The organism is Paraburkholderia sp. J7 (assembly GCF_905220155.1).
Classification (GTDB): domain Bacteria; phylum Pseudomonadota; class Gammaproteobacteria; order Burkholderiales; family Burkholderiaceae; genus Paraburkholderia.
This window is the reverse complement of the sequence record NZ_CAJMYZ010000015.1, coordinates 12,864-36,871: the sequence shown is the minus strand read 5'-3', so window position 1 is coordinate 36,871 and position 24,008 is coordinate 12,864. Positions and strand designations below refer to the sequence as shown.

The 24,008-nt window shown below is 65.7% G+C and carries 23 protein-coding genes; 14 read left to right on the top strand and 9 right to left on the bottom strand.

Annotation, left to right across the window (positions count from 1 at the left end; genetic code table 11):
• Positions 1-99 precede the first annotated feature (99 nt).
• Positions 100-1,431, top strand: coding sequence for a leucine-rich repeat-containing protein kinase family protein (locus tag U5A58_RS23705; RefSeq protein WP_321963265.1), 1,332 nt, complete (start codon positions 100-102; stop codon positions 1,429-1,431).
• A gap of 73 nt (positions 1,432-1,504) precedes the next feature.
• On the opposite strand, the gene U5A58_RS23700 is transcribed toward U5A58_RS23705, so the two are convergent.
• The gene (locus U5A58_RS23700; RefSeq protein ID WP_321963264.1) at positions 1,505-2,575 is read right to left on the bottom strand and encodes a radical SAM protein; all 1,071 of its coding nucleotides are present in this window, start codon (positions 2,573-2,575) and stop codon (positions 1,505-1,507) included.
• Between the two features lie 269 nt (positions 2,576-2,844).
• On the opposite strand from U5A58_RS23700, the gene U5A58_RS23695 reads away from it, so the two are divergent.
• Complete coding sequence (locus U5A58_RS23695; protein WP_321963263.1) at positions 2,845-3,354, top strand: VOC family protein; 510 nt, start codon at positions 2,845-2,847, stop codon at positions 3,352-3,354.
• A 46-nt stretch (positions 3,355-3,400) separates the two neighbouring features.
• Here U5A58_RS23695 and U5A58_RS23690 read toward each other — a convergent pair whose 3' ends face one another.
• Complete coding sequence (locus tag U5A58_RS23690) at positions 3,401-4,255, bottom strand: substrate-binding domain-containing protein (RefSeq protein ID WP_321963262.1); 855 nt, start codon at positions 4,253-4,255, stop codon at positions 3,401-3,403.
• Positions 4,256-4,477: 222 nt separating this feature from the next.
• Between U5A58_RS23690 and U5A58_RS23685 the strand changes: the two genes are divergently transcribed.
• The gene (locus U5A58_RS23685; protein ID WP_321913381.1) at positions 4,478-4,753 is read left to right on the top strand and encodes a hypothetical protein; all 276 of its coding nucleotides are present in this window, start codon (positions 4,478-4,480) and stop codon (positions 4,751-4,753) included.
• Between the two features lie 158 nt (positions 4,754-4,911).
• Here the strand turns inward: U5A58_RS23685 and U5A58_RS23680 are convergent, their stop codons facing one another.
• Entirely contained in the window at positions 4,912-5,220 is a 309-nt protein-coding gene (locus U5A58_RS23680; RefSeq protein ID WP_321913382.1) for a hypothetical protein, read from the bottom strand.
• 74 nt (positions 5,221-5,294) lie between these two features.
• On the bottom strand, positions 5,295-6,167 hold the full coding sequence (locus U5A58_RS23675; protein WP_321913383.1) for a GNAT family N-acetyltransferase: 873 nt from the start codon (positions 6,165-6,167) through the stop codon (positions 5,295-5,297).
• 239 nt (positions 6,168-6,406) lie between these two features.
• On the opposite strand from U5A58_RS23675, the gene U5A58_RS23670 reads away from it, so the two are divergent.
• The 11 genes from U5A58_RS23670 (at position 6,407) to U5A58_RS23620 (ending at position 18,947) form a co-directional block, all read left to right on the top strand.
• Positions 6,407-7,897, top strand: coding sequence for an aldehyde dehydrogenase family protein (locus U5A58_RS23670; RefSeq protein ID WP_321963261.1), 1,491 nt, complete (start codon positions 6,407-6,409; stop codon positions 7,895-7,897).
• A 250-nt stretch (positions 7,898-8,147) separates the two neighbouring features.
• Entirely contained in the window at positions 8,148-8,816 is a 669-nt protein-coding gene (locus U5A58_RS23665; protein WP_321963260.1) for a haloacid dehalogenase type II, read from the top strand.
• 25 nt (positions 8,817-8,841) lie between these two features.
• Positions 8,842-10,116, top strand: coding sequence for an FAD-dependent oxidoreductase (locus U5A58_RS23660; protein ID WP_321963259.1), 1,275 nt, complete (start codon positions 8,842-8,844; stop codon positions 10,114-10,116).
• 81 nt (positions 10,117-10,197) lie between these two features.
• Entirely contained in the window at positions 10,198-11,814 is a 1,617-nt protein-coding gene (locus tag U5A58_RS23655) for an ABC transporter substrate-binding protein (protein WP_321963258.1), read from the top strand.
• Between the two features lie 80 nt (positions 11,815-11,894).
• Positions 11,895-12,851, top strand: coding sequence for an ABC transporter permease (locus U5A58_RS23650; RefSeq protein ID WP_321913388.1), 957 nt, complete (start codon positions 11,895-11,897; stop codon positions 12,849-12,851).
• Entirely contained in the window at positions 12,848-13,801 is a 954-nt protein-coding gene (locus U5A58_RS23645; RefSeq protein WP_321963257.1) for an ABC transporter permease, read from the top strand. Before U5A58_RS23650 ends, U5A58_RS23645 begins: the two co-directional genes overlap by 4 nt.
• On the top strand, positions 13,798-15,663 hold the full coding sequence (locus U5A58_RS23640; protein ID WP_321963256.1) for an ABC transporter ATP-binding protein: 1,866 nt from the start codon (positions 13,798-13,800) through the stop codon (positions 15,661-15,663). The genes U5A58_RS23645 and U5A58_RS23640 overlap by 4 nt, the downstream gene beginning before the upstream one ends.
• Complete coding sequence (locus tag U5A58_RS23635; protein WP_321963255.1) at positions 15,660-15,980, top strand: (2Fe-2S)-binding protein; 321 nt, start codon at positions 15,660-15,662, stop codon at positions 15,978-15,980. Before U5A58_RS23640 ends, U5A58_RS23635 begins: the two co-directional genes overlap by 4 nt.
• Complete coding sequence (locus U5A58_RS23630; RefSeq protein ID WP_321963254.1) at positions 15,959-17,425, top strand: FAD/NAD(P)-binding oxidoreductase; 1,467 nt, start codon at positions 15,959-15,961, stop codon at positions 17,423-17,425. Before U5A58_RS23635 ends, U5A58_RS23630 begins: the two co-directional genes overlap by 22 nt.
• Entirely contained in the window at positions 17,422-18,600 is a 1,179-nt protein-coding gene (locus U5A58_RS23625; RefSeq protein ID WP_321963253.1) for an FAD-binding oxidoreductase, read from the top strand. Before U5A58_RS23630 ends, U5A58_RS23625 begins: the two co-directional genes overlap by 4 nt.
• Before the next feature lie 2 nt (positions 18,601-18,602).
• The gene (locus U5A58_RS23620; protein ID WP_321949485.1) at positions 18,603-18,947 is read left to right on the top strand and encodes an AraC family transcriptional regulator; all 345 of its coding nucleotides are present in this window, start codon (positions 18,603-18,605) and stop codon (positions 18,945-18,947) included.
• 20 nt (positions 18,948-18,967) lie between these two features.
• Here U5A58_RS23620 and U5A58_RS23615 read toward each other — a convergent pair whose 3' ends face one another.
• The 5 genes from U5A58_RS23615 to U5A58_RS23595 all read right to left on the bottom strand — a co-directional run bounded on the left by U5A58_RS23615 (position 18,968) and on the right by U5A58_RS23595 (position 23,932).
• Positions 18,968-19,312, bottom strand: a complete 345-nt coding sequence (locus U5A58_RS23615; protein WP_321913414.1) for a cupin domain-containing protein — start codon at positions 19,310-19,312, stop codon at positions 18,968-18,970.
• Between the two features lie 37 nt (positions 19,313-19,349).
• Positions 19,350-20,321: a succinylglutamate desuccinylase/aspartoacylase domain-containing protein gene (locus tag U5A58_RS23610; RefSeq protein ID WP_321963251.1), complete on the bottom strand. Its 972-nt coding sequence runs from the start codon at positions 20,319-20,321 to the stop codon at positions 19,350-19,352.
• A complete protein-coding gene (locus U5A58_RS23605) occupies positions 20,318-21,790 on the bottom strand; it encodes an NAD-dependent succinate-semialdehyde dehydrogenase (protein WP_321963250.1) in 1,473 nt (490 codons plus the stop codon). Before U5A58_RS23605 ends, U5A58_RS23610 begins: the two co-directional genes overlap by 4 nt.
• Positions 21,791-21,956: 166 nt before the next feature.
• A complete protein-coding gene (locus U5A58_RS23600) occupies positions 21,957-22,457 on the bottom strand; it encodes an Lrp/AsnC family transcriptional regulator (RefSeq protein ID WP_042269347.1) in 501 nt (166 codons plus the stop codon).
• A gap of 44 nt (positions 22,458-22,501) precedes the next feature.
• Entirely contained in the window at positions 22,502-23,932 is a 1,431-nt protein-coding gene (locus U5A58_RS23595; RefSeq protein ID WP_321963249.1) for an aspartate aminotransferase family protein, read from the bottom strand.
• Between the last annotated feature and the right edge of the window lie 76 nt (positions 23,933-24,008).

Here is a 24,008-nt window from a genome sequence, read left to right as displayed (position 1 = left end):
ACCCGCTAGAATTGCGATATTCGCCGCTGCCCTGAGCGCCATGCGCACGATGAGCACCGGCATTCGCGATTTCCTTGCCATTTCCCATTCAATCCACGCGTGAAGACCGCTACCCTCGAACAACTGCGTGACGGTCAACTCGCCGGCGCGCGACAGCTCAAGCTCGCCTGCGGGTTGACCGAATTTCCGCGCGAGATCTTCGATCTCGCCGACACCCTGGAGGTGCTCGACCTCTCGGGCAACGCGCTCACGTCGCTGCCGCACGACCTGGCGAGGCTGCGGCATCTGCGCATTCTGTTCGCCTCGAATAACCCGTTCACCGAGTTGCCGCCCGTACTTGGCGAGTGCGAGTCGCTGAGCATGGTCGGCTTCAAGGCGAACCGCATCCGCCGCGTTTCAGGCAGTGCGCTGCCGCCGCAATTGCGTTGGCTGATCCTGACCGATAACGAGGTCGATGCATTGCCGCCCGAAATCGGCGAACGTCCGAATCTGCAGAAGCTGATGCTCGCCGGCAACCGGCTGCGCGCGCTGCCCGAGACGATGGCCGCTTGCAGCCGCCTCGAACTGCTGCGGGTCGCGGCGAACCGGCTCGACGCCTTGCCCGACTGGCTGTTGCGCCTGCCGCGCCTCGCGTGGCTCGCCTACGCGGGCAATCCGCTCAATACCATGCGCGAGCAGGTGGCGCTCGCGGACTCACCGGTGCCCGATATCGACTGGCATACGCTCGCACTCGGACAAACGCTTGGCGAGGGGGCATCGGGCGTGACGCATCGCGCGACGCGTCTTCTGCGCGACGGGCATCCGGTGGAAGCGGTCGCCGTCAAGCTGTTCAAGGGCGCGGTGACAAGCGACGGTTTGCCGGAACTGGAAATGGCCGCGTGCCTGCAAGCAGGCTCACACCCGAACCTCATTCCGGTCCTCGGCAAGGCCACGGGACATCCGTTGGGCGAGCATGGCCTCGTGATGGAGCTGATCCATCCGTCGTTCGCCAATCTCGCCGGGCCTCCGAGCCTCGACTCATGTACGCGCGACATCTACGCGCCCGATGTCCTGTTCGACAGGCCGGTGGCGTCGCAGATCGCGCGCGGCATTGCTTCGGCGGCGCGGCATTTGCATGGGCGCGGGATCATGCATGGCGATCTCTATGCGCACAACATCCTGCACGACGGTGCGGGGCACGTATTGCTCGGCGACTTCGGCGCGGCGTCGCTGCACGATATCGACGATCGCGCGCAGGCGCAGGCACTCGAACGTATCGAGGTGCGGGCGTTCGGCTGCCTGCTCGAAGAACTCGCGCAACGTTTGGCCGGCGAAGCGCATGAGCATGCCGCCGGGTTCGATGCGCTAATCGCCGACTGTTTCGCAGAGCAGGTCGAGATGCGGCCTTCGTTCGATGAGATTGTCGAGCGACTGTCTGCGTTGAGCGTTTAAGCGCAAGCAGTGAGCGCCCCAGCGGCGAACGGCGGGCCATTCACAATGACGATGGCCTGCCCGTAACTTTCATTCATGCGCTTTGCGGCGAGGACCGCCGTGGGCCTGTCCTTCCTGCCAATGCGGCAAGCGCGGTTCGAGGCAGTTCTTCAGTGGCCAGCGCCCACAGCGAATACGCAACGCCGCGCTGAAACAACAAGCTGACAGCAGTGCGAAGCTCGCCCCTGCCCAGCGCATATACGGACTCAGTTACACCCATCGCACCGTGCATCAGGACGCTGGCATGCCGGTAGCACCCCATCATGCAGGCATTGCAGGGCTCCCGCTGATCGGGCAGGCGGTCGAGGTCGAAGACCGAGCCCATGGGCTCATGCCACGGCTCGCAACGCCACACGTCGAGATTCCAGTCGATATAAAAATACTTGCTGCCGGCAATACACGGAATGAGTTGCTGTTCGCCGCGAACGAACCGCGCAACCTCGTTCAGCGCGGCGCTCGGGTCCATCACGCGAAAGTGCTTTTTGAGGCGCTCGATTGCACTCAATGCGTCGAGTAGCTCGTCGCGGCTGAGGTCGACGAGCTTCGAATTTTCGTCGTACACGAGCGATGTGGAACCGAATGCGTCACGCCGTGGATAGGAAAAGACCACGGAATCGAAACCCAGCCGCTCGAGCGTCTCGGGAAGCAATTCGTAATGAACCAGATGGCTTACCGTAACCGTCGCACAGACCGGAATGCCGAATGCATGGGCTTGAGCGATGCCCTCGCAGATGCGGCCTTCGAGGCCTGGCAGGCCGCGATTGCGCTCGTGCTCGCGCATGTCCGCGCTATCGATCGATATCAGGAGACGCTTGAGGCCCGCGGCAGCCAGTTGTTTGATGTGGCGAGGGAGGAACCAGCCGTTCGTAATCACGCCGCACTGGATGCCGGCTTGCGTGGCCGACGCTACGAGCGATTCGATTTGCGGGTGAACCAGCGGCTCACCGCCTTGCAGCGTCATGTAGCGAATCTTGCGTTTGCGCAGCATGGGCATGGCGCGCGCGAATGCGTCAGGATCGATATAGCGGCGCGGACCGGCTAACTTCTTCTCGCGCGAAAAGCCGCAGAAGTCGCATGCGGCGTTGCAGACGTTCGTAACCGACACGTCACAGACTGCGGGCAATGGATTACGCGGCTCAATCACGCCGCTGCTTACATTTGGCAAACTGCGCCACTTGATGGTCCGCTCTGTCCTGTCCATGGTGTCCTCATGGTTTGCCGACTCAATGCGCACGAACCATCATAGGCTACGCTTGGCACACGTGCCGGATCGGCCGCGATATTTGTCCAGAAATGGATGGAACAAATCCTGTTTGACAGGCTAGTGTCAGGCGACTTCAATCCCCATACTTGAGGTGTCTCGCCGGAAAGCGAGTGCCGGGCGAGTTTGTGAACGCAATGCACGGGTTGCAGGAGGAGGACGAAATGGTTGACACCACAACCACCAGGCCACGCGCGATCGGTTTCAATCACGTCGCGCTGGAAGTTGGCGATATCGAGCAAGCGCTGGCTTTCTATGGCCGCATCTTCGACTTTCAGTTGCGCGGCAAGAGCAGGACGATGGCCTTCATCGATCTCGGCGATCAATTCATCGCGTTGCAGGCGGGGCGCAAACAGCCCGCCGACGACGGCCGCCATATAGGCCTCGTTGTCGATGACAAGGAGGCGGCGCGCGCCGCCCTGAAGGCTGCGGGCGTCAAGCTGCTCGACGGTCCGTTTCTGGATTTTCGCGACCCTTGGGGCAATCGCATCGAGATCGTGGGCTATGACAATATCCAGTACACCAAAGCGCCGAACGTTTTGCGTGGCATGGGCCTCACGCACTTGACCAAGAACGAGAGCGCGAAAAAGGAACTGGCGGAAAAAGGGATGGCGGCGAGCTAGCCGCCAACGATGGCTGATGGCTCTACGGCAGCACTGCGGCTTTTGCTCAGTTCGGCAGTGGCTGCGCTTGCGGCTGTGGTTGCATTTGCGGTTGCGGTTGCGGCGGCAGCACCGGCAACGGCTGCGGCGCCGTGATCGGTTCGAGCCCGCTGCGCATAATCGCGGGCGCTGCATCCGGCGAAGACAGAAAGCGGATCAGCGCCTCTGCGCCGGCCGGATTCTTTGCCGTGGCGGCGATGCCCCCGGAGTACACCACATAACTCTGCAATTCCGCGGGCAAACTGCCGACCACCGTCACGCCCTTCACCGGCAACAGCTCCACGACCTGCTGCAAGCCGATCTCCGCGCCGCCGCTCGCAACGACAGTGGCGACCCGTTCGGCGGGCACCATGCGGCTCTTGCTTTTCACACGCCCTTCAATGCCCAGACGCGAAAACAGTTCGTTGGCGATATACACGCCACTCGCGCTTTGCGGATAAACAATCGACTTCGCCTCAAGCAACGTGCGGCGCAAAGCGTCGACAGAACTGATGTCCGGTTTCGGCGCACCTTCACGCACCACCATGCCGATTGGCGAGCGCGCGAAGTCCACCCTGCTGCCGGGCACGACATTACCCGCGTGAATTTGATCGTCGAGCGCGTAGCTGACCACGATCAGCACGTCGGCCCATTCGCCACGCGCAAACCGCACGGGAATGGCAGTCAAGGCCGTGCCTGCCGCGGCCCCCCATACCGTGAGCAATGTATTGCCGGTCTCGTCCTCGAATAGCGGGCCCAACTCGCGATACGCTGGCGCAAACCAGCCCGACATCATGACTTTCACCTGGTCCGCCAGACACGCGTCGGGACCCAATAACGCGAGCGCTATGCAAAACGCGAGTGTGCGAACGCGGTGAGTCATGACTGACCTGGCACGGATATACATCGCTCCCTATTTGTGAAGAAAGCGCATGAAGAAAACGTGTGACGAAAGTGAGTCGCGCTACGGCTGTTTTGCATCGTTTATACAACACGTTCGTTTGTGCACACACTGGTTTTCTTCGCCTCTGATAGTCTTTTCTCAGCGACGGTTCGGGCAGTTATCAAACTTGACGCGTGAAATCGAAGACAGGGGGGCTTATCCATGTTGCATTGGCTTTCAAACTTGATTGCCCACAATGCCGCAACGCCGGAGAAGCAGGCTCAACGCGCGCTGGGTGAATTGCGTATGGCGCTGTTCCAGGCTGAACAGCGGGTTCTCGATGCGCAATTGCAGGCCGAGTACTACCGCACGCGAATTGCGTTTTGCGAAGAGGTGCTGAAGACGGGCATCGAACAGGTGTCGGACCAGCGCAAAGGGCAACGTGAAGCGGTCACGCACGACCTGCGTCCGAACCTCAAGCTCACAACTTCGCAATAGTCGCCGATTGCCGCGGCAAATAATCGGCATGCCGAATGATTTGCTCAGCCGGGGCAGGGTTGACGACAGGTGGCAGATGCGCGCATGGCCGCGCGCATCGCGCTTTTCGGCAACTTTTTGGCAGCTTTTCGGGAATCGGCAGGGTCAACGACGAACCGCTAGATGCGCGGTAGATCGTCGATGGACTTTTCGACGTTGCCGTCCGGCACTTCCAGATCGATGCCATCGATCCCGTTGGGATGCGGCACCGGCTTGATCTTCGGACCAAGAAAGCGCATGCCGCCCAGCGTAAATACCGAATACACCACGGCGCCCAAGCGGATGTCGTTCGTGATGGTCCCCACCTCGGAGATGGTGGGTGTCGAAAGCCAATCGTGCGTCTGGGGGTCGATTAGCGCCCAGCGCACGTGGGTTACCCGGTCCGTTGAGGAACTGATGCGTACACCGTCGACACCATAGGTAGCCATAGCCGTCACCCTCGAGACGAGACTTCAATGGTAGTCCGTTCGCTGCCCGGGTGGTAGCGCGCCGTCGAGCGCCCTCACCACACCGCCTGGCTCGTGATCGCAAACTGCTTGAACTGCGCATCGACGCGCAACGGCTCACCACGCTCCGTTTTCTCGATGTGATCCACGAGCGGCAACCCCACGCCTTCGAGCCAATCCGAGAGACCGAGATCGACAGGCGTATCGATACGCACGAACATGCCCGCGTTGGAGGCGAGCCAGTGGCTGATCAGCGCCTTGGCGCGGCAGGCGTCCGGTGAATCGGGGGCGATCACGGGGCCGATCACGTGGCCGTCGCCAAAGCGGCGAAAGAGCGCGAAGCCGATCAGTTCGCCGTCGCGGTCGAGCGCGATGCCGCTTGCCTGATCGAGCAGTTTGGGCAGCATATCGGAGCGATCCAGGCCGCTTGCGCGCGTGGCCAGTTCGACCAGGCGTGGCCGGTCGCTCGCGCCGATCGGGCGCAGCCGTTCGCCCGCGGGCAGGGAGACGAGCGGCGGCTGGAACGCCGCGCCCTGGTGTTGGTGAATGCGGCCAATGCGTGTAAAGCCGAGCCTTTCGACGAGCGGCCAGCCCGTGTCGCTCGCGTGGAGCAGCAGCGTGCGCGAAGCGAGCGCCTGCATCCAGTGCTCGATCATGGCCCGCCCAATGCCGCGGCGCTGATGACTCGGCTTCACGATCAGCATGCCGAGCGTTGCCGCGTTAGGACCGAACAGCCACGAGAAAGCCGTGCCGACGAGCGCGCCGCTTTCGTCCACGGCCACGATGCCTTCGCCGATGCGCGCGGCGAAACGCCAGTCTTCGGGGCGGTGCCGCCAGCGCACTGCTGTCGACAACGCATGCGCGGCGGCCAGATCGTCGGCCGTAAAGGCACGGTAGGTGATGACGCTGTTCGGGTTTGGGTCGGACACGCCGGCCTCCAGATTCTGTATACGCGTTCCGTGACTATCGCATTGCCCGCTGAGGCTGACTAGGACGATCTTCCTGTTCTGGGCGCGCGCCCGGCCTCGCTCGTGATGCAATGCAAAACGCGGGGTTGGACGGTCAATAACGCGTCGATTCTGCTGATTGCGCCTTTTTGTCGGCGAAATATGCGGCGGCAGTGGACCTACGATATTTCCCATCGAGACCAAGTCGAGGGAACCCAGTCATGGACCAGTTCGAGCCCGCCGCAGTCGCTGCCGCCGTGGCCGCAACAGCCGGCCATTTCATTGGCGGCGAGCGGGTCGTGGAGCGCGCGGATCGCATCGGCGTCGCGCGGCCGTCGGACGGCGTGCTCTATGCCTCGGTGCCGCTAGGCGATGCGCAACTCGTGGACCGCGCCGTCGAGAACGCCACGCGCGCGTTTCGCGAGAGCGGCTGGGCGCGCATGGCGCCGCGCGAACGCGCTCGCATCCTGCGCCGCTTCGCCGACCTGATCGCCGCCGACGCCGCCACGCTCGCGCCGCTCGAAGCGCTCGGCTCGACGCGCCCCGTGCGCGACGTGTGCGCCTGGGACGTGCCGTTCACGGCGGAAGGCATTCGCTTCTACGCCGAGTTCGCCGACAAGGTCGGCGGCGAGGTCGTGGCCACCGATCACGACCATCTGGGCATGACGATCGCCGAGCCCTACGGCGTGGTCGGCGCGATCGCGCCGTGGAATTTCCCGCTCGTCATGGCGTCGTGGAAAATCGGCCCGGCGCTCGCAGCAGGCAATGCCGTGGTGCTCAAGCCCTCGGAAATGACGCCGTTCTCCGTGCTGCGTCTGGCCGAACTCGCGATCGAAGCGGGCATTCCGCCGGGCATTTTCAACGTCGTGCAAGGCGACGGCGCGACGACCGGCGACGCCCTCGTGCGTCATCCGGGCGTCGCGAAGGTGACGTTCACGGGCTCGACGCGCGCGGGCGCCGCGATCATGGCGGCGTGCGCACAAAGCGGCACGAAGCCGGTCACGCTGGAACTGGGCGGCAAGAGTCCGCAACTCGTGTTTGCCGATGCACCGAGGCTCGACGAGGTCGCGCGCCGCATTGCCGGCGCGATTGCGGGCAATGCCGGGCAGGTGTGCGTGGCCGGTTCGCGGCTGCTGGTCGAGCGCGGCATTGCCGACAAACTCGTGTCGCGCATCGAGCAGGCCTTCGCAACGCTGCGCGCGGGCGCGACGTGGGCTGCGGGCACGACGCTGCCGCCCATCGTTTCAGAGGCGCAGGCCGCGCGCATCGAAGCCATCGTCGAGCGCAGCGTGGCCGAAGGCGCCACGCTGTATTGCGGCGGCCGCCGCGCCGACGCGCCTGTGCCGGGCGCGTTCTATCTGCCCACCATCCTCACCGGTGTGACCCCGCAAACCGAGGCGGTGCGCGCCGAGATCTTCGGCCCCGTGCTCACGGTGCAGACCTTCGACACGGAGGAAGAAGCGCTCGCGCTCGCCTCGCATCCCGACTACGGCCTTGCCGCCGGCGTGCACACCGCGGACATTGGCCGTGCGCTGCGCCTCGTGCGCGCACTGGAGGCGGGCACCGTGTGGGTGAACCGCTACGGGCGCAGCAGCGACTTCATGATCCCGACGGGCGGCTACAAGCGCTCGGGCATGGGCAAGGATCTCGGCCGCCAGGGCTATGAAGCGCACCTGCGGTTCAAGAGCGTGCTGATCGATACGCGGAGCTGACGACATGCCGACTGCCACGCCGACGAATCACGCAGGAAAACGCACGGTCATGCGGCTATTACGCGCGAAATGGCGCCACCGCAGAATCTGCTGCGCCGGCCCCTGCAAACGCGTGGTTTATACCGTGCAGGCCCCACGATTCGACGCCAACCCCAAATTTTGCGCTGTTTAAATTTTCCACAGGGACGCACTTCTTCCTGTATTCGCCACTGAGCCCCAAACGGGTTCATCACACGAAAGGATTGTCATCATGATCGATTTCGAGCCGAAGTACATCACGTTCGACTGCTACGGCACGCTGACGAAGTTCCGCATGGCCGACATGGCGCGCGAGATGTACGGCGACCGCCTCAAGGGCGCCGATCTCGAGAAGTTCGTCGCGTTCTTCGCCGGCTATCGCCGCGACGAGGTGCTCGGCGCATGGAAGCCGTACCGCGACGTGGTCGTCGATTCGGTGCGCCGCGCCTGCAAGCGCATGAACGTCGAGTTCATCGAATCCGAAGCCGAAAAGTTCTACACCGCCGTGCCGACCTGGGGCCCGCACCCGGACGTGCCGGAAGGCCTCTCGCGCCTCGCGAAGAAGTACAAGCTCGTGATTCTCTCGAACGCTTCGGACGACCAGATCCAGAGCAACGTCGACAAGCTCGGCGCGCCGTTCCACCGCGTATTCACGGCGCAGCAGGCGCAGTCGTACAAGCCGCGCATGCAGGGCTTCGAGTACATGTTCGACCAGTTGAACTGCAACCCCGGCGACGTGCTGCACGTGTCGTCGAGCCTGCGCTACGACCTCATGACGGCGCACGACATGGGCATCAAGCACAAGGCGTTCGTGAAGCGCGGCCACGAGCCGGGCACGCCGTACTACGAGTACTACGAAGTCGAGACGATTGGCGAACTCGCTTCGCAACTGGGTCTGTGAGAGACGAATTAGCCGAGGCCGCCCGATGAAGCTCGACTCCTACTGGCTCGATACCGCCCCTGGCGGTCTGCTCGCAAGCGAGGGACCGGTGGAGGGCCGCGTGGACGTTGCCGTGGTCGGCGGCGGCTTCACGGGGCTATCCGCCGCGCTCGCGTTTGGCCGCCGCGGCGCGAGCGTCGCGGTGCTGGACGCGGGCCGCATGGGCGGCGGAGCGTCCGGGCGCAACGGCGGTCAGTGCAACACGGGCGTGGCGCAGGACTATGCGGCGCTGCGCGCTCAACTGGGCGTCGAGCGCGCGCAGGGTTGCTACCGCGCCTATGCGGCTGCCGTCGATACGGTGGAGCGGCTGATCCGCGAAGAGGGCATCGAGTGTGACTACCTCGCATCGGGCAAGCTCAAGCTCGCGTCGAAGCCGCATCACCTCGAACACCTCGAACGGACGGCCGAACTGATCCGCCGTGAGGTCGATCCGGATGTCGAGATCATCGGCCGCGAACAGATTCGCAGCGAGGTGGAGTCGGACAGCTTCTATGGCGGTCTGCTGCACAAGCATGGCGGCCAGATGCACATGGGCCGTTTTGCGGTAGGGCTTGCGAACGCCGCCGTGCGGCGCGGCGCGCGGCTTTATGAGCACGCTGCCGTGACGTCCATTGCGAAGGAGGGCGGCGGCTATCGCGTGGAGTCGACACGTGGAACGTTGCGCGCGCAACAGGTCTTGATCGCGACGGGCCCTTCGCGGCACGGCCCGTTCGCGTGGTATCGGCGGCGTCTTGCGCCGGTTGGTTCGTTCATCGTCGTGACGCAACCGCTGCCGCCCGGGCAACTCGCGCGGCTTTTGCCGAACCGCCGCTCGTACACGACGAGCCGCCTCATGCACAACTATTTCCGCGTGACGCCGGACTCGCGGCTGCTGTTCGGCGGGCGGGCGCGCTTCACGGCGTCGGAGCAGCCCTCCGATGCGAAGAGCGGCCGCATCCTCCAGCACACGCTCGCGCAACTCTTCCCGGCGCTCGCGAACGTACGTATCGATTACTGCTGGGGCGGCCTCGTCGATATCACCGCGGACCGCTTGCCACGCGCGGGCCAGCACGACGGCATGTGGTTCTCGATGGGCTACAGCGGCCACGGCACGCAGATGTCGACACACATGGGCCAGGTGATGGCCGAGGTGATGAGCGGCAACACAGCGGCGAACCCGTGGCGCGATTTCGCTTGGCCCGCCATTCCGGGGCACACGGGCAAGCCGTGGTTTTTGCCGCTCGTCGGCGCGTACTACCAGATCAAAGACGCTTTTTACTGACCCTGCTTTTCCACTGCCTTTTCCATAAAACACAGCCTCGATACGAGCTGCGGTCCCCCACATCAGACGCGGAGAAGTTTCATGAGCATCGACAAATCGCTTGAAGACATTGCACACCCCGGCGTGCGGCTCGAGGAATTGACGAAGCGCGGCGCCACGCGCCGCGACCTCCTTCGCGCCATGGTCGCGGGGGGCATGGTGTCGATGACGGGCGCGGGCCTGCTCACCGCGAGCGGTGCGGCTCTCGCGCAGGAAAAGCCGAAGCAGGGCGGCAAGATTCGCGTGGCGACGCAGTCGGCGTCCGCGTCCGACACGCTCGATCCCGCGAAGGAGTCGGTGTCCACCGACTATGTGCGCGCCTACATGGTGTACAACGGGCTGACCGAGTACGACTCGCATCTCGGCGCGCAGATGGCGCTCGCGCAATCGCTCGAAACGAAGGACGCGACGGTGTGGGTCGTGAAGCTGCGCAGCGGCGTGCAGTTCCACGACGGCAAAACGCTCGCGCCCGCCGACGTGGTCTACTCGCTCATGCGCCACAAGGACCCCGCCGTGGCCTCGAAGGTCAAGACGCTCGCCGACCAGTTCCAGGACGTGAAGGCCACGGGCCCGAACGAAGTGACGATTACGCTCACGGGGGCGAACGCCGACCTGCCCGTGATCCTCGCCGACTCGCACTTCATGATCATCAAGGACGGTACCAACGACTTCAAGACGGCCGTGGGCACCGGGCCGTTCAAGCTCAAGGAGTTCTCGCCGGGCGTGCGCACGGTGGTCGTGCGCAACGAGCGCTACTGGAAGCCGGGCCTGCCGCATCTGGACGAGATCGAACTGGTCGGTATCGGCGACGAATCGGCGCGCGTGAACGCGCTGCTTTCGGGTGACGTGCAGCTCATCAATCAGGTGAGCCCGCGTTCGACCTCGCGAATCAAGGGCACGCCGGGCTTCGCGGTGAAGGAAACGAAGACGGGCCAGTACACCGACCTCATCATGCGCGACGAAGGCGGCATCACGGGCAACGCGGACTTCCGCCGCGGCATGATGCACCTGTTCGACCGCGAGCAGATCCGCAACGCCGTGTTCCTCGGCTACGGCGCGATCGGCAACGACCAGCCGATCGATCCGACCAACAAGTACTACTTCGCAGGCCTGCCGGAGCGCGCGTTCGATCCGCAGAAGGCGAAGTTCTATTTCCAGAAGGCGAAGCTCGGCAACACGCCGTTGCAGATCTATGCCTCTCCGGCTGCGGACGGCTCCGTCGAAATGGCGATGCTGCTGCAGCAGGTCGCGCCGCAGGCGGGCCTGAACCTCCAGGTGGTGCGCACGCCGAGCGACGGCTACTGGTCGAACCACTGGATGAAGCACCCGCTGACCTTCGGCAACATCAACGCGCGCCCGAGCGCCGACGTGATCTTCACGCAGTTCTTCAAGTCGGACGCACCGTGGAACGAGGCGAACTGGAAGGACCCGAAGTTCGACCAGATGCTGCTGGCGGCGCGCGGCGAGCCCGACGACGCCAAGCGCAAGAAGATCTACGGCGACATGCAGGTGCTCGTGCATAGCGACGGCGGCATCGGCATTCCGATGTTCCTGAGCTCGCTCGACGCGCATACGACGAAGCTCAAGGGCCTTGGCTCGATTCCGATTGCGGGCCTCATGGGCTTCAAGTTCGCCGAGAACGTCTGGCTCGAAGCGTAGTTGCCGACGTGATGGTTGCGGCCGGGCGCCCGCCCGGCCACCGATTTCCCGCTTCATGATGCTCAGGGAGGCGACATCCGATGAAAGCTCACGCGCAACGTCTCATTGCCGCGCGTCTCGGTCTCGCGCTGCTCACGTTGCTGATCGTCTCGGCAATCGTGTTCGGCCTCACGGGCCTCTTGCCCGGCGACGCCGCGCAGCAGGCCCTCGGCCAGGCGGCCACGCCCGAGCAGGTGGCCGCGCTGCGTCACCAGTTCGGCCTCGATCAGCCCGCGCTCACGCGTTATGTCCACTGGCTTTTGCAGGCCGTGACCGGCAACTTCGGCACATCGGTGTCGAACAACCAGCCGGTGAGCGAGCTGATCGCCACGCGCCTGCCGAATTCGCTCGTGCTGGCGGGGCTCACTACGCTGGTTTCCGTGCCGCTCGCGCTCGCCATCGGCATCTTTTCCGCCGTGTTTCGCGGCTCGCTGCTCGATCGCGCACTCAACGTGCTCACGCTTTCCGCCGTGGCGGTGCCCGAATTTCTCGTCGCCACTATCGCGGTGCTGATCTTCGCGGTGAAGCTGCGCTGGCTGCCTGCGCTCGCGTACCTCTCCGAGGTGGACTCGTTCGGCACGCTCCTGCGCATCTACGCCATGCCCGTCATGACGCTGTGCTGCGTGATCGTCGCGCAGATGGCGCGCATGACGCGCGCCGCCGTGCTCGACCAGTTGGGGGCGCCGTACGTGGAAATGGCCCGCCTGAAGGGCGCCTCGCCCGCGCGCATCGTGCTGCGCCATGTGCTGCCGAACACGATTGGCCCGATCGCCAATGCGGTCGCGCTGAGCCTCTCGTATCTCTTTGGCGGCGTGGTGATCGTGGAGTCGATCTTCAACTATCCGGGCCTCGCGAGCCTGATGGTCGACGCCGTGACGAACCGCGACCTGCCGCTCGTGCAGGGCTGCGTGATGGTGTTCTGCGCCGCGTATCTGGTGCTCGTGCTGATCGCGGACCTGTGTCAAATCGTATCCAACCCGAGGCTGCGTCAACGATGAACCGACCCGCCACATCCCATGCCGCGACCGTGCTCTACGCGTCGAGCGAGAGCGAGGAGCGCGCCGCCGAGGTCGCCAAGGACGTACAGAGCGATGTTCCCACGCCGCCGCGCTCGCCGCTGCGCCGTATCGTCGGGCGCCTCTCGGTGCTCGGCCTGATCGGACTTGCCATTGTCGTGTTCTGGCTCGGCGTGGCCTTCATCGGGCCGCTCGTCGCGCCATACAAGGGCGGCGCCATCACCTCCACGGAGATCTTTGGCTCGTATAGCGCGGCGCATTTGCTCGGCACCGATTTCCTTGGCCGCGACATGCTGAGCCGCGTGCTCTACGGCACGCAGTACACCGTGGGCCTCGCGCTCGCCGCCACGCTGCTCGCAAGCGGCATCGGTACGTTCTTCGGACTGCTTGCGGCTGTCGCGCCGCGCTGGATCGACGAGGTGCTGAGCCGCCTGTTCGACGCGTTGATCTCCATTCCGAGCAAGGTGCTCGCGCTCGTCGTGATCGCGGCGTTCGGCTCGTCGGTGCCCATGCTGATCACCGTCGCGGCGCTTGCCTATATTCCGGGAGCCTTTCGCATCTCGCGCTCGCTCGCCGTGAACCTGATGACGCTCGAATACGTGCAGGTCGCCCGGGCGCGCGGAGAGGGGCTGTTCTATATCGCCCGCGTGGAGGTGCTGCCGAACATGATCCACCCCATGCTCGCCGACTTCGGCCTGCGCTTCGTGTTCATCGTGCTGCTGCTCTCGGGCCTCTCGTTCCTCGGCCTCGGTGTGCAGCCGCCGGACGCGGACTGGGGCTCGCTCGTGCGCGAGAACATTGGCGGCCTCGCGGAAGGCGCGCCCGCCGTGCTGATGCCAGCCGTCGCCATCGCGACGCTGACCGTTGGCGTGAACCTGCTGATCGACAGCCTGCGCCGTCACGGCGGCCGCGCGCATGGAGGCGGAAAATGAACATGATCGAAGTGACGGGCCTGCGCGTGGTCGCGGGCGCGGCGCCCGATCCGGTCGTCGAGATCGTCAAGGGCGTCGACTTCACGGTGAAGAAGGGCGAAGTGCTCGCGCTGATCGGCGAGTCGGGGTCGGGCAAGACCACCATCGCGCTCTCGCTGCTCGGCCATGCGCGCGAGGGCTGCGCCATCGCAGGCGGCAGCGTGAAGATTGGCGGCACGGATGTGCTCGCGCTCGACGAACGCGGCCGCCGCGCACTGCGCGCGCGCACCGTGGCTTATGTGGCGCAGAGCGCTTCGGCGGGCTTCAATCCGGCGCGCACGATCATGGATCAGGTGACCGAGCCCGCGCTGCTGCACAAGCTGATGTCGCCTGCGGCGGCGCGCGAGAAAGCGGTGAGCCTGTTCCGCGCGCTCGCGTTGCCTTCGCCGGAGACGATAGGCGCGCGCTATCCGCATCAGGTCTCCGGCGGCCAGTTGCAGCGGCTGATGGCGGCGATGGCGCTTATCACCGATCCCGCCGTGGTCGTGTTCGACGAACCCACCACCGCGCTCGACGTGACCACACAGATCGAAGTGCTCGCGGCGTTCCGCAAGGTCGTGCGCGAGCTGGGTACGACGGCTGTGTACGTGTCGCACGATCTCGCAGTCGTCGCGCAGATGGCCGATCGTATCGTCGTCCTGAACAATGGCGCGGTGCGCGAGAACGGCACGACGCTCCAGGTGCTCGACGCCCCCGCCGACGACTACACGCGCGCGCTGCTGGCCGCGCGCCGTCACCCCGACCCCGGTCCGCCCGCCGTGCCGCCGCCTGCCGAGGTGCCGCTGCTCGAAGTGCGCAACCTGATCGCGGGCTATGGCCGCGTCGATGCGAACGGGGTGCCCGCCGTGCGCGTGCTGGAGGACGTGAGCCTGCGTATTCCGCGTGGCAGTGCGCTCGGCGTGATCGGCGAATCGGGCTCGGGCAAGACGACGCTCGCGCGCGTGGTGGCGGGGCTCGTCGAGCGTGCGCGCGGCGAGGTGCTGCTCGACGGCGTGCCACTGCCCGCCACGCTTTCGGCGCGCACGCCCGACCAGTACCGCCGTATCCAGATCGTGTTCCAGAACGCCGACACCGCGCTGAACCCGAGCCGCACGATCGCCGATATCCTCGCGCGGCCCATGTGCTTCTATCACGGTCTGCGCGGCGCTCGCGCGCAAAAGCGCATGCTCGAACTGCTGGACCTCGTGAAGCTGCCTGCATCGATTGCGAAGCGTCAACCGGGCGCGCTCTCAGGCGGCCAGAAGCAGCGCGTGAACCTCGCTCGCGCGCTCGCGGCGGAGCCCGCGCTCATTCTGTGCGACGAGGTGACGTCCGCGCTCGACACCGTGGTCGGCGCTGCGATTCTCGACTTGCTTGCCGAATTGCGGCGCGAGCTAGGCGTTTCGTACATGTTCATCAGCCACGATATCTCGACGGTGCGCGCGATTTGCGATGACGTCGTCGTGCTGTACGGCGGCCAGTGCGTGGAGGCGGGTCAGCGCGATGTGCTGGAAGCGCCGCCTTATCACCCGTACACGGGCCTGCTCGTCGATTCGGTCCCGGCCCTGCAGCCGGGCTGGCTCGATGCACGGCGCGCTGTAGCGGGCACGGCGCTCCCGCCGCTTGGCGCCTCGGCCGAAGTGCGCGAACTGTGCGCGTTCCGCGCGCGTTGCCCGGTGCGCATCGACGGCGCCTGCAACGTCACGCCGCCCGCGATCAAGCGCTTGCCTGGCGGCGCACAGATTCTTTGCCATCACACGACGGCCGAACTGCAGCGGCTGCAGACCGCCCAGGCGGAACAGGTCGCGCAAGCCACGCAAGCCACAAAGAGGGCCGCCGCATGAGCGCACGCTTCGTGAGAGTGGCGGAAGCGGGCCGCCCGACCTTCGACATCGAAATCGACGGCCGCATGGCGCAGGCCGCCGAGGGCGACACGCTGATGGTCGCGCTGCTCGCGACGCAGGACGCGCTGCGCGACTGCGAGTTCGACGACGGGCGGCGCGCCGGCTTCTGCCTGATGGGCGCGTGCCAGGACTGCTGGGTGTGGACCGCACAGGGCGAGCGGCTGCGCGCTTGCACGACGCCGGCGGCGCCGGGCATGTCGATCGTCACGCGCAATGCGCTTGCCGGGGAGGGCGTATGGCCGCGCGGTCAGAACTGAAGGTGGTCGTGATCGGCGCGGGGCCCGCTGGCGTGCGCGCCGCGCAGACGCTGGTCGCGGCGGGGCTGCGCCCTGTCGTGGTGGACGAAGGGCGGCGCGATGGCGGGCAGATCTACCGCCGCCAGCCCGAAGGCTTCAAGCGCAGCTACGAAACGCTCTACGGCACCGAGGCCGCGCGCGCCGCGTCGCTGCACCGCGACTTCGACGCGCTGCGCCCGCAGATCGACTACCTGCCCGACACGCTCGTCTGGAACGTCGGGCCGAAGTCCGTGCATCTAGCAAGCGGTGCGCGCTACCACGAGCTGGCCTTCGACGCGCTGATCGTCTGCAGCGGCGCGACCGACCGGCTCATGCCGGTGCCGGGCTGGCATCTGGCGGGCGCGTATAGCCTGGGCGGCGCGCAGGTCGCGCTGAAGTCGCAGGGCTGCGCCATCGGCGCGCGCACCGTCATGATGGGCACAGGCCCGCTGCTTTACCTCGTCGCCGCTCAGTACGTGAAAGCGGGCGCGACGGTGAGCGCGGTGCTCGATACGTCCACGACAGGCCAGCGCGTGCGTGCGTTGCCCGATTTGCTGCAAGTTCCCGCCACGTTGCGCAAGGGCATGGCGCTGCTGCGCACGCTGCGCCGCGCGGGCGTGCCGGTGCATCGCGGCGTCACGCCGCTCGCCATCGACGGCACGCCTGAGCACGGCGTGGGCGCCGTGCGCGTGAAGCTCGCAAACGGCAGCGAGCAGCGCGTGGCGTGCGACGCCGTCGCGCTCGGCTATCACCTGCGCTCCGAAACGCAAATCGCCGATCTCGCCGGTTGCGCGTTCGCGTTCGATGCGGCTGCGCGGCAATGGCTGCCCGAAGTCGATCAGGACGGGCGCAGCAGTGTGGCAGGCGTGTATCTCGCTGGGGACGGCGCGCGCGTGCGCGGCGCCGACGCGGCCGAGCGCGCGGGGCGTCTCGCTGCGCTTGCGGCCTTGCAGGATGCGGGCGCGGGCTCATCTAGTGGCGCGCGCGCGGAGACAGCAAGACTGCGCGTTGAACTCGCGCGTTTCACGCGCTTCGCACAAGGCTTGCGCAAAGCCTTTCCGTGGCCCGCGCATTTCGCGGCGGCGCTGCCTGACGAGACCGTAGTGTGCCGTTGCGAAGCCATCACGGCGGGCGAGTTGCGCCGCGTGGTGCGCGAGACGGGCGCAACGGAAGCCAATCGCGCGAAGGCCTTTTCGCGCGTGGGAATGGGGCGCTGCCAGGGCCGCTTTTGCGCGCATGCCGGGGCCGAAGTCATCGCCGCCGAGGCGCGTGTGCCGCTCGAAGCCGTGGGCCGCCTGCGCGGACAAGCGCCGGTGAAGCCGCTCACGATGACGCTGAGCGCCGTAGACAATGGCATCGACGAAACGCAGGCCTTCGCCGCACTAACGCAGCACGGCGCGCGCTGCGCAAAGGAGTTCAGCGAATGACGGATCGCGCCGACGTGATCGTGATTGGAGGCGGCATCATCGGGACGTCCACGGCGTTCTTCCTGAGCCGCCGCAAGCGCTCAGTGATCCTGATCGAACGCGGGCTGACGGGCCAGCAGGCAAGCGGCGTGAACTTCGGCGGCGTGCGCCGCCAGGGCCGCGCGCTCTCGCAGCTCGCCATGTCCAATCGCGCGCTCAATATTTGGTACCGCGCGCAGTCGCTGCTTGGCGAAGATGTGGAGTTTCTGCCTTCTGGCCACACGCGCGTGTGCTACCACGCGCACGACGCCGAGTACTTTCATCGCTACGCCGAGCAAGCGCGCGCGTACGGGCTCGACCTCGAAGTGCTCGAAGGCGCGGCGATGTTCAAGCGTTTTCCGTTCCTTGGCCGCGAAGTGCTGGCCGCCTCCCTCTCGCCGCGTGACGGCCACGCCAATCCGCGTCTGGCCGCGCCGGCCTTCGGGCGCGCTGCCGCGCGCCTGGGCGCGCATCTCGTCGAGAACACCGAGATCGTGCGGGTCGAAAAGGAGGCGGGCGGCTTTCGCGTGGAGAGCGCGACAGGGCACGTGTGGCGCGCGCAGCAGCTGCTGATTTGCGCCGGTGCATGGGCGGGGGCGCTCTCCGAGCAGTTCGGCGAGCCGGTGCCGCTCGTTGCGCGCGGCCCGCAGATGGCCGTGACCGAGCCCGTGCCCTACCGCTTCACGCATTCGATGGGCGTCTACACGTCGGTCAAGGAAGAAAGCGTGTACTTCCGGCAGATTCCACGCGGCAACCTCGTGCTGGGCGGCGGCCCGTCAGGTCCCGCCGACACGGGCACGCGCCGCGCCGGCGTGCTGCCCGGCAACACTGTGCAGCAGATCGCGCAGTTTCGCCGGCTGGTGCCCGCGCTCGCGCCGCTGCACGTGATCCGCGTGTGGAGCGGCGTGGAAAGCTATCTGCCGGACTCGGAGCCCGTGATTGGCCCGAGTTCGACAACGGAGGGCCTTTTCTATGCATTCGGCTTCAGCGGCTCGGGCTTTCAGATCGGGCCCGGCGTGGGCGAAACGCTCGCGGAACTGCTCGACGCCGGCGCAACCGACATGCCGCTCGAACCGTTTTCGATTGCGCGCTTCGGGCGCAGTCCATTGGCGGCATCTACTGTCGCCGCGCAGGCATCGACCGCGAGCGAGGCTTGATTATGCATAACGCGACCGTGACTCCGCTTCGCGACGCGCTGGCTTATATCGAAGCGAATTTCGACAAGTCAGTGAGTCTCGCAGAACTGGCCGAGGTGTCCGCGCTCAGCGTGTCGCGCTTCGCTACCGTGTTTCGCGAGCAGGTCGGCCTTTCGCCATACAAGTACCTGTGCGAAGTGCGCGTGCGCCGCGCGCAGCACTTGCTGCTCGCGGGCGTGCCGGGCGCCGTGGTGGCGACCGAAGTCGGCTTCTTCGACCAGAGTCATCTGGCTCGGCATTTCAAGCGCTTTTGCGGCGTGACGCCCAGCGCCTTTCTACAGCAGGCGAGAGCGCTCGAAGCGGCTTGAGCGCTCGCCCGCGTCTCGCGTCACAAAATGACGTAGACCTTGCGCATCGTTTCGTCGACTTCCCACGTGCCTTCCGTGTTCGCCGCGAAGAAGAGCGTATCGCCGCCGCGAAAATGCACGGTTGCCTCGCCGTCGGGCGTGAAGCGTCCGCTTCCGCTCAGAATGTGCATGACCTCCGCTTCTTTCACCGAGCGCCGGTAGGTGCCGCTGGTGCATTCGAAGAGCCCTGTATCGATGGACTCTGTGCCCGGAATCACTTTTTGCACGCCCGAGACGCGTATCGTCTGCGAGCCGGGTGCGCCCGCGGTGCCCCAGTCCTCCAGTGCCTGCACGTTAATGCTTTGCGTGATCTGCTGAACTTTCATCATTCGTTCGTTTGCCTAAGTAAAAAGAGAAAGCACTTCAGTGCTTCTGATCGATGCGCTGCTCGATCTTGCCAAGCCGGACCACGGTCACGCCCGGGCGTAACTGGCGCAGCGAAGGCATCACCAGAATGCAGTCGTCGTAGGGCGTGACGACCGGCTCGCCGTCGGACCAGCCAATCACGGCGCCCGCCTTGGGGAACACTTCGAGGCCCGTGTACTCGCCCGCGAAACGAAAGTCCATGCTCTTCGCCACCACGGGCTGCGTCACGCGCACGACACGCATTTCCGGTGGCAGCGGCTGTAGCCAGCCCGCGGGCAGATCCGCTTCGTCCACCACACCCGAGAGCAGCAAAAAGCGCGCGGTGACATCGCGCGCAACGGTCACGGCGCTCGCTTCCCAATGCTGTCCGCACTCGATCAACAGCGCGTTCTTCATGCTCGCGGCGTCGCCGAAGCCTTCGTAGTCGCGCATGCGGCGGCCTTCAGGGTGACCTTCGTCGCAGATGACGGTGGCCGGCGCGCCAAGCCGCGCCGAGAGTTCGACGCCCTTCGCGAGCGGCCCCGCGACGATGAGCGGCCTGGACTTCTCGTGCATCGAATGCAGATCGAGCAGCAGATCGACGTCGTCGATCACGGGCCGCATCGCGCGGGCGCGGCGCAGTTCGCTCGAATCGCGCGTGAGGTCGTCGAGCGCCTGCGCGGTCCACACACGGTTGAAGTCCTGATCGACGAAACGCGCGGCGTCGGGGCGCGCAGGGTCGAAGCGGCCGTAGGCCTCCACGTTCGCGAACGCGAGCGTGAGCTTGCCGCGCCGTGGCCGCAGGCGAGCGCGCAGCAGCGCATCGACGACGATCGCGCCGCACACTTCGTTGCCGTGCGTGAGCGCGTTGATCATCACGTGCGGGCCGGGCACGCCCGAATCGAACGTATGCACATAGGGGATGCCGGTTTCGCTGCGCTCGTGCGCGGCGAGGTCGGGAAACGCAACTTCGATCGGATAGGTGCTCATGCAAGCCCTCCCTGGCAGAGGTATTTGATCGAGAGATAATCGTCGAGCCCGTACTTCGAGCCCTCGCGGCCATAGCCCGATTCCTTCACGCCGCCAAAGGGCGCAGCTTCGCTGGCGAGCGCGCCCTCGTTGATGCCGACGATACCCGCTTCGAGCTGCCGCGCGACGCGGTCGATGCGGCGCACGTCCTGGCTGTAGAAGTACGAGGCGAGGCCATAGGGCGTGTCATTGGCGGCGTGGATGGCCTCGGCTTCAGTCTCGAAGCGGAACAGCGGCACAACCGGGCCGAAGGTTTCTTCGCAGCTTAGCTGCATGTCGGGCGTCGCGTTTGCGAGCACAGTGGGCGCGTACCAGTTCGGGCCCAGTTCGGCGAGGCGCTTGCCGCCGGTGAGCACGCGTGCGCCGCGGCTCACGGCGTCGTCCACGTGGCGGGCGATCTTCTCGACCGCGCGCGCGTTGATCATCGGGCCGATCTGCGCGGCGGGGTCGGTCGCGGGCGCGACTTTCAAGGCGGCCACGCGCGTGGCGAGCTTGTCGGCGAAGCGCTCGAACACGCCCGATTGCACGTACACGCGATTCGGGCACACGCAGGTTTGTCCGCCGTTGCGGAATTTCGCGGCCATGAGGCCTTCGACCGCGGCATCGAGATCGGCGTCGTCGAACACAATGAACGGTGCGTTGCCGCCCAGTTCGAGCGAGAGCTTCTTCAACGTGCCCGCCGATTCTTTCGCGAGATGCTTGCCCACGGGCGTCGAGCCGGTGAAGGTGATCTTGCGCACGCGGCTGTCGGCGAGCCAGTCGGCCACAGCGCTCACGCCGCGCTCGCGCGAAGCGCAGATGAGGTTCAGCACGCCAGGCGGCACACGCGCCTCGTGCGCGAGCATCACGAGCGCGAGCGCGGTGAGCGGTGTGTCTTCGGCGGGTTTGCCGACCACCGTGCAGCCCGCCGCCAGAGCCGGGGCGATCTTGCGGGCGATCATCGCGAGCGGGAAGTTCCAGGGCGTGATCGCCGCGACCACGCCCACCGGTTCTTTCACCGCGCTCATGCGCTTGCCGCGCTGCTGCTGCGGGATGATGTCGCCGTAAATGCGCGTGGCCTCATCGGCGAACCATGCAACGTAGGACGCGCCATACATGGCTTCGCCGCGCCCTTCGTGCAGCGGCTTGCCTTGTTCGAGCGAGATCAGTTGACCCAACTCGTCGGCGTGCTCGACGATCAGCGCATGCCAGCGGCGCAGCACCGCGGCGCGTTGCGCGGGGAGCGTGTCGCGCCACGCGGGGAAGGCGCGGGCGGCGGCGTCGGTGGCGGCGCGGGCGTCGTTCGCATCGCTGTCGGCGATCTCGGCGATCGTGTTGCTGGTCGCGGGATCGGTCACGGCGAAGCGCGAACCGGAGGCGGCGGGCACCCATTGCCCGTCGATGAAGTTGTCGCAGCGAATCAACTCGCTCAAGGAGTAATGCGTAGTCATTTACCGATTCCTTTCCGCCCATGCGGAAGTCGATGGTTCGATGCGAGGCAATGAGCGCGCACGACCAGCGCGCCGAAACCGTGAAGTTTCAGCGCGAAGCGTGCGCGAGAAAATGGATGCGAGGCGAGAGAGCGCGAGGCGCGTGCCTCACGTCCGTTGCCCATGCTCAGGAATGCAGGTTCTGCGAAAACAGCGTTTCGAGCGGATAGTGCGTCTTGACGAACGCCGTCTTGATGATCACGTAGCTGAAGTACTTCTCGATGCCAATGTCGCGCTCCAGCAGCCCTTCGACAATGCTTTGATAGTGGCTCACGCTGCGCGCGACAAACTTCAGCAGATAGTCGTAGCCGCCGCTCGCAAGATGGCATTCGACCACCTCGTCCACTTCGCGTATGGCCTTCTCGAACTTGATGAAGTCCTCGCGGCGATGGTCGGCGAGCGTGACCTCGGTGAACACCATCTGCACGTCGCCGAGCTTTTCCAGCTGGATCTGCGCACCGTAGCCGACGATGAACCCCGCCTTCTCCAGACGTTTCACGCGGATCAGGCAGGGGCTGGGCGACAGCCCGACTGCGTCGGCCAGTTCGACATTCGTGATGCGCCCCCGCTTCTGCAGTTGCGAGAGGATGCGCAGATCGATTCGGTCCAGCTTGCAGTCGTTGCTCATCGTGATGGGGGCGGCCCCGCATGTCGAAGTATCGAGTGATGTTATCACGCGGCGACACGGGCGCTGACCCCATTCTTTACCCCGCTTGTGGCCTTCAATGCCGCGCGCACCTCGGGCTGCGCGAGCACGTCGTCGAGTGTTTTTTCGAGGCGCTCGAACAGCAGGTCGAACTCGCTTTCGGTGTACGAAAGCGCGGGCGCGAAGCCGAGTATGCCGTCGCCGAACGCGCGGAATACGAGGCCGTTACCGTACGCTGCGGCGGCGATGCGATCGGGCAGGCCAAGCGATGCGTCGAAGCGCTGCTTGCTCTCTTTGTCGGCCACGAGTTCGAGCGCGCCGAGCAAACCGCGGTGACGCGAGTCGCCCACGAGCGGGTGGTCGAGCAGCGCGTCGAGCCCGGCAGCAAAGCGCGGCGCACGCGCGGCGCCATTCGCGAGCAGACCGCCTTCGTGATATAGACGCATGACTTCGAGGCCGATGGCCGCGCTCACCGGGTGCGCCGAATAGGTGTGACCGTGGCCGACCACAGCGGCGCTGTCGCCATCGGCAATGCCTTGATAAATGGTGTCCGACATCAGCACGGCGCCCATCGGTGCGTAGCCTGCCGTGAGGCCCTTGGCCACGGTCATCAGATCCGGCTCGACGTCTTCGGCCTGGCACGCGAAGAGCGGGCCCGTGCGGCCGAAACCGGTAATCACTTCATCAGCGACGAACAGAATATCGAGCTTGCGGCACGCTTCGCGCATGGCTTTCAGCCAGCCGACGGGCGGCACGATCACGCCGCCCGAACCCTGGATCGGTTCGCAGAAAAACGCGGCGACGTTTTCGGCGCCGAGTGCGGCGACCTTCGCTTCGAGCGCGGCGACCGAAGCGGCGATGAGCGCGGCGTCGTCCACATGCTCGCTGCGATACGCATAAGGCGAGGGGATGTGATGCTGCGTGGCGAGCGGCAAGTCGAAGTTGCGATGAAACGCGGGCAATGCAGTGAGCCCCGCACCGACCGCCGACGAGCCGTGATAGCCGCGCTCCTGCGCGATGATGTGCTTCTTCGCGGGGCGGCCCGTTGCGTTGTAGTAGTGCGTGATGAAGCGCAGCGCAGAATCCACGGCATCGGAGCCGCCCAGCGTGAAGTACACATGCTGCAGCGAAGCGGGCGCGCATTCGACGAGTTGCGCGGCCAGTTCGATGGCGGGCTCCGAGCCGAAGTGGAAGTAGCCGGTCGCGTAGGGCAGGCGCGCCATCTGGCGTGCAGCGGCTTCGACGATGCTTTGATGGCCGTAGCCCGTGTTGACGCACCAGAGGCCGGAGAACGCGTCGAGCAGTTCGTTGCCGTCGGCGTCGCGCAGGAACACGCCCTGGGCGGAGTCGAGCACGGTCACGCCGCGCGCTTCGTGTGCGCGGTAGTTCACGACGGGATGGATCAGATGTTTGCGGTCGGCTTCTATGAGCGAGAGAGTCTGCGAGCGATTCGGCATGGTTCGGTTCCCGGCTGAAAAGTCAGAGGAGTGCGGCGCGTGGGCCATTGATCAGGCGTTGATTGGCCGTTGATTC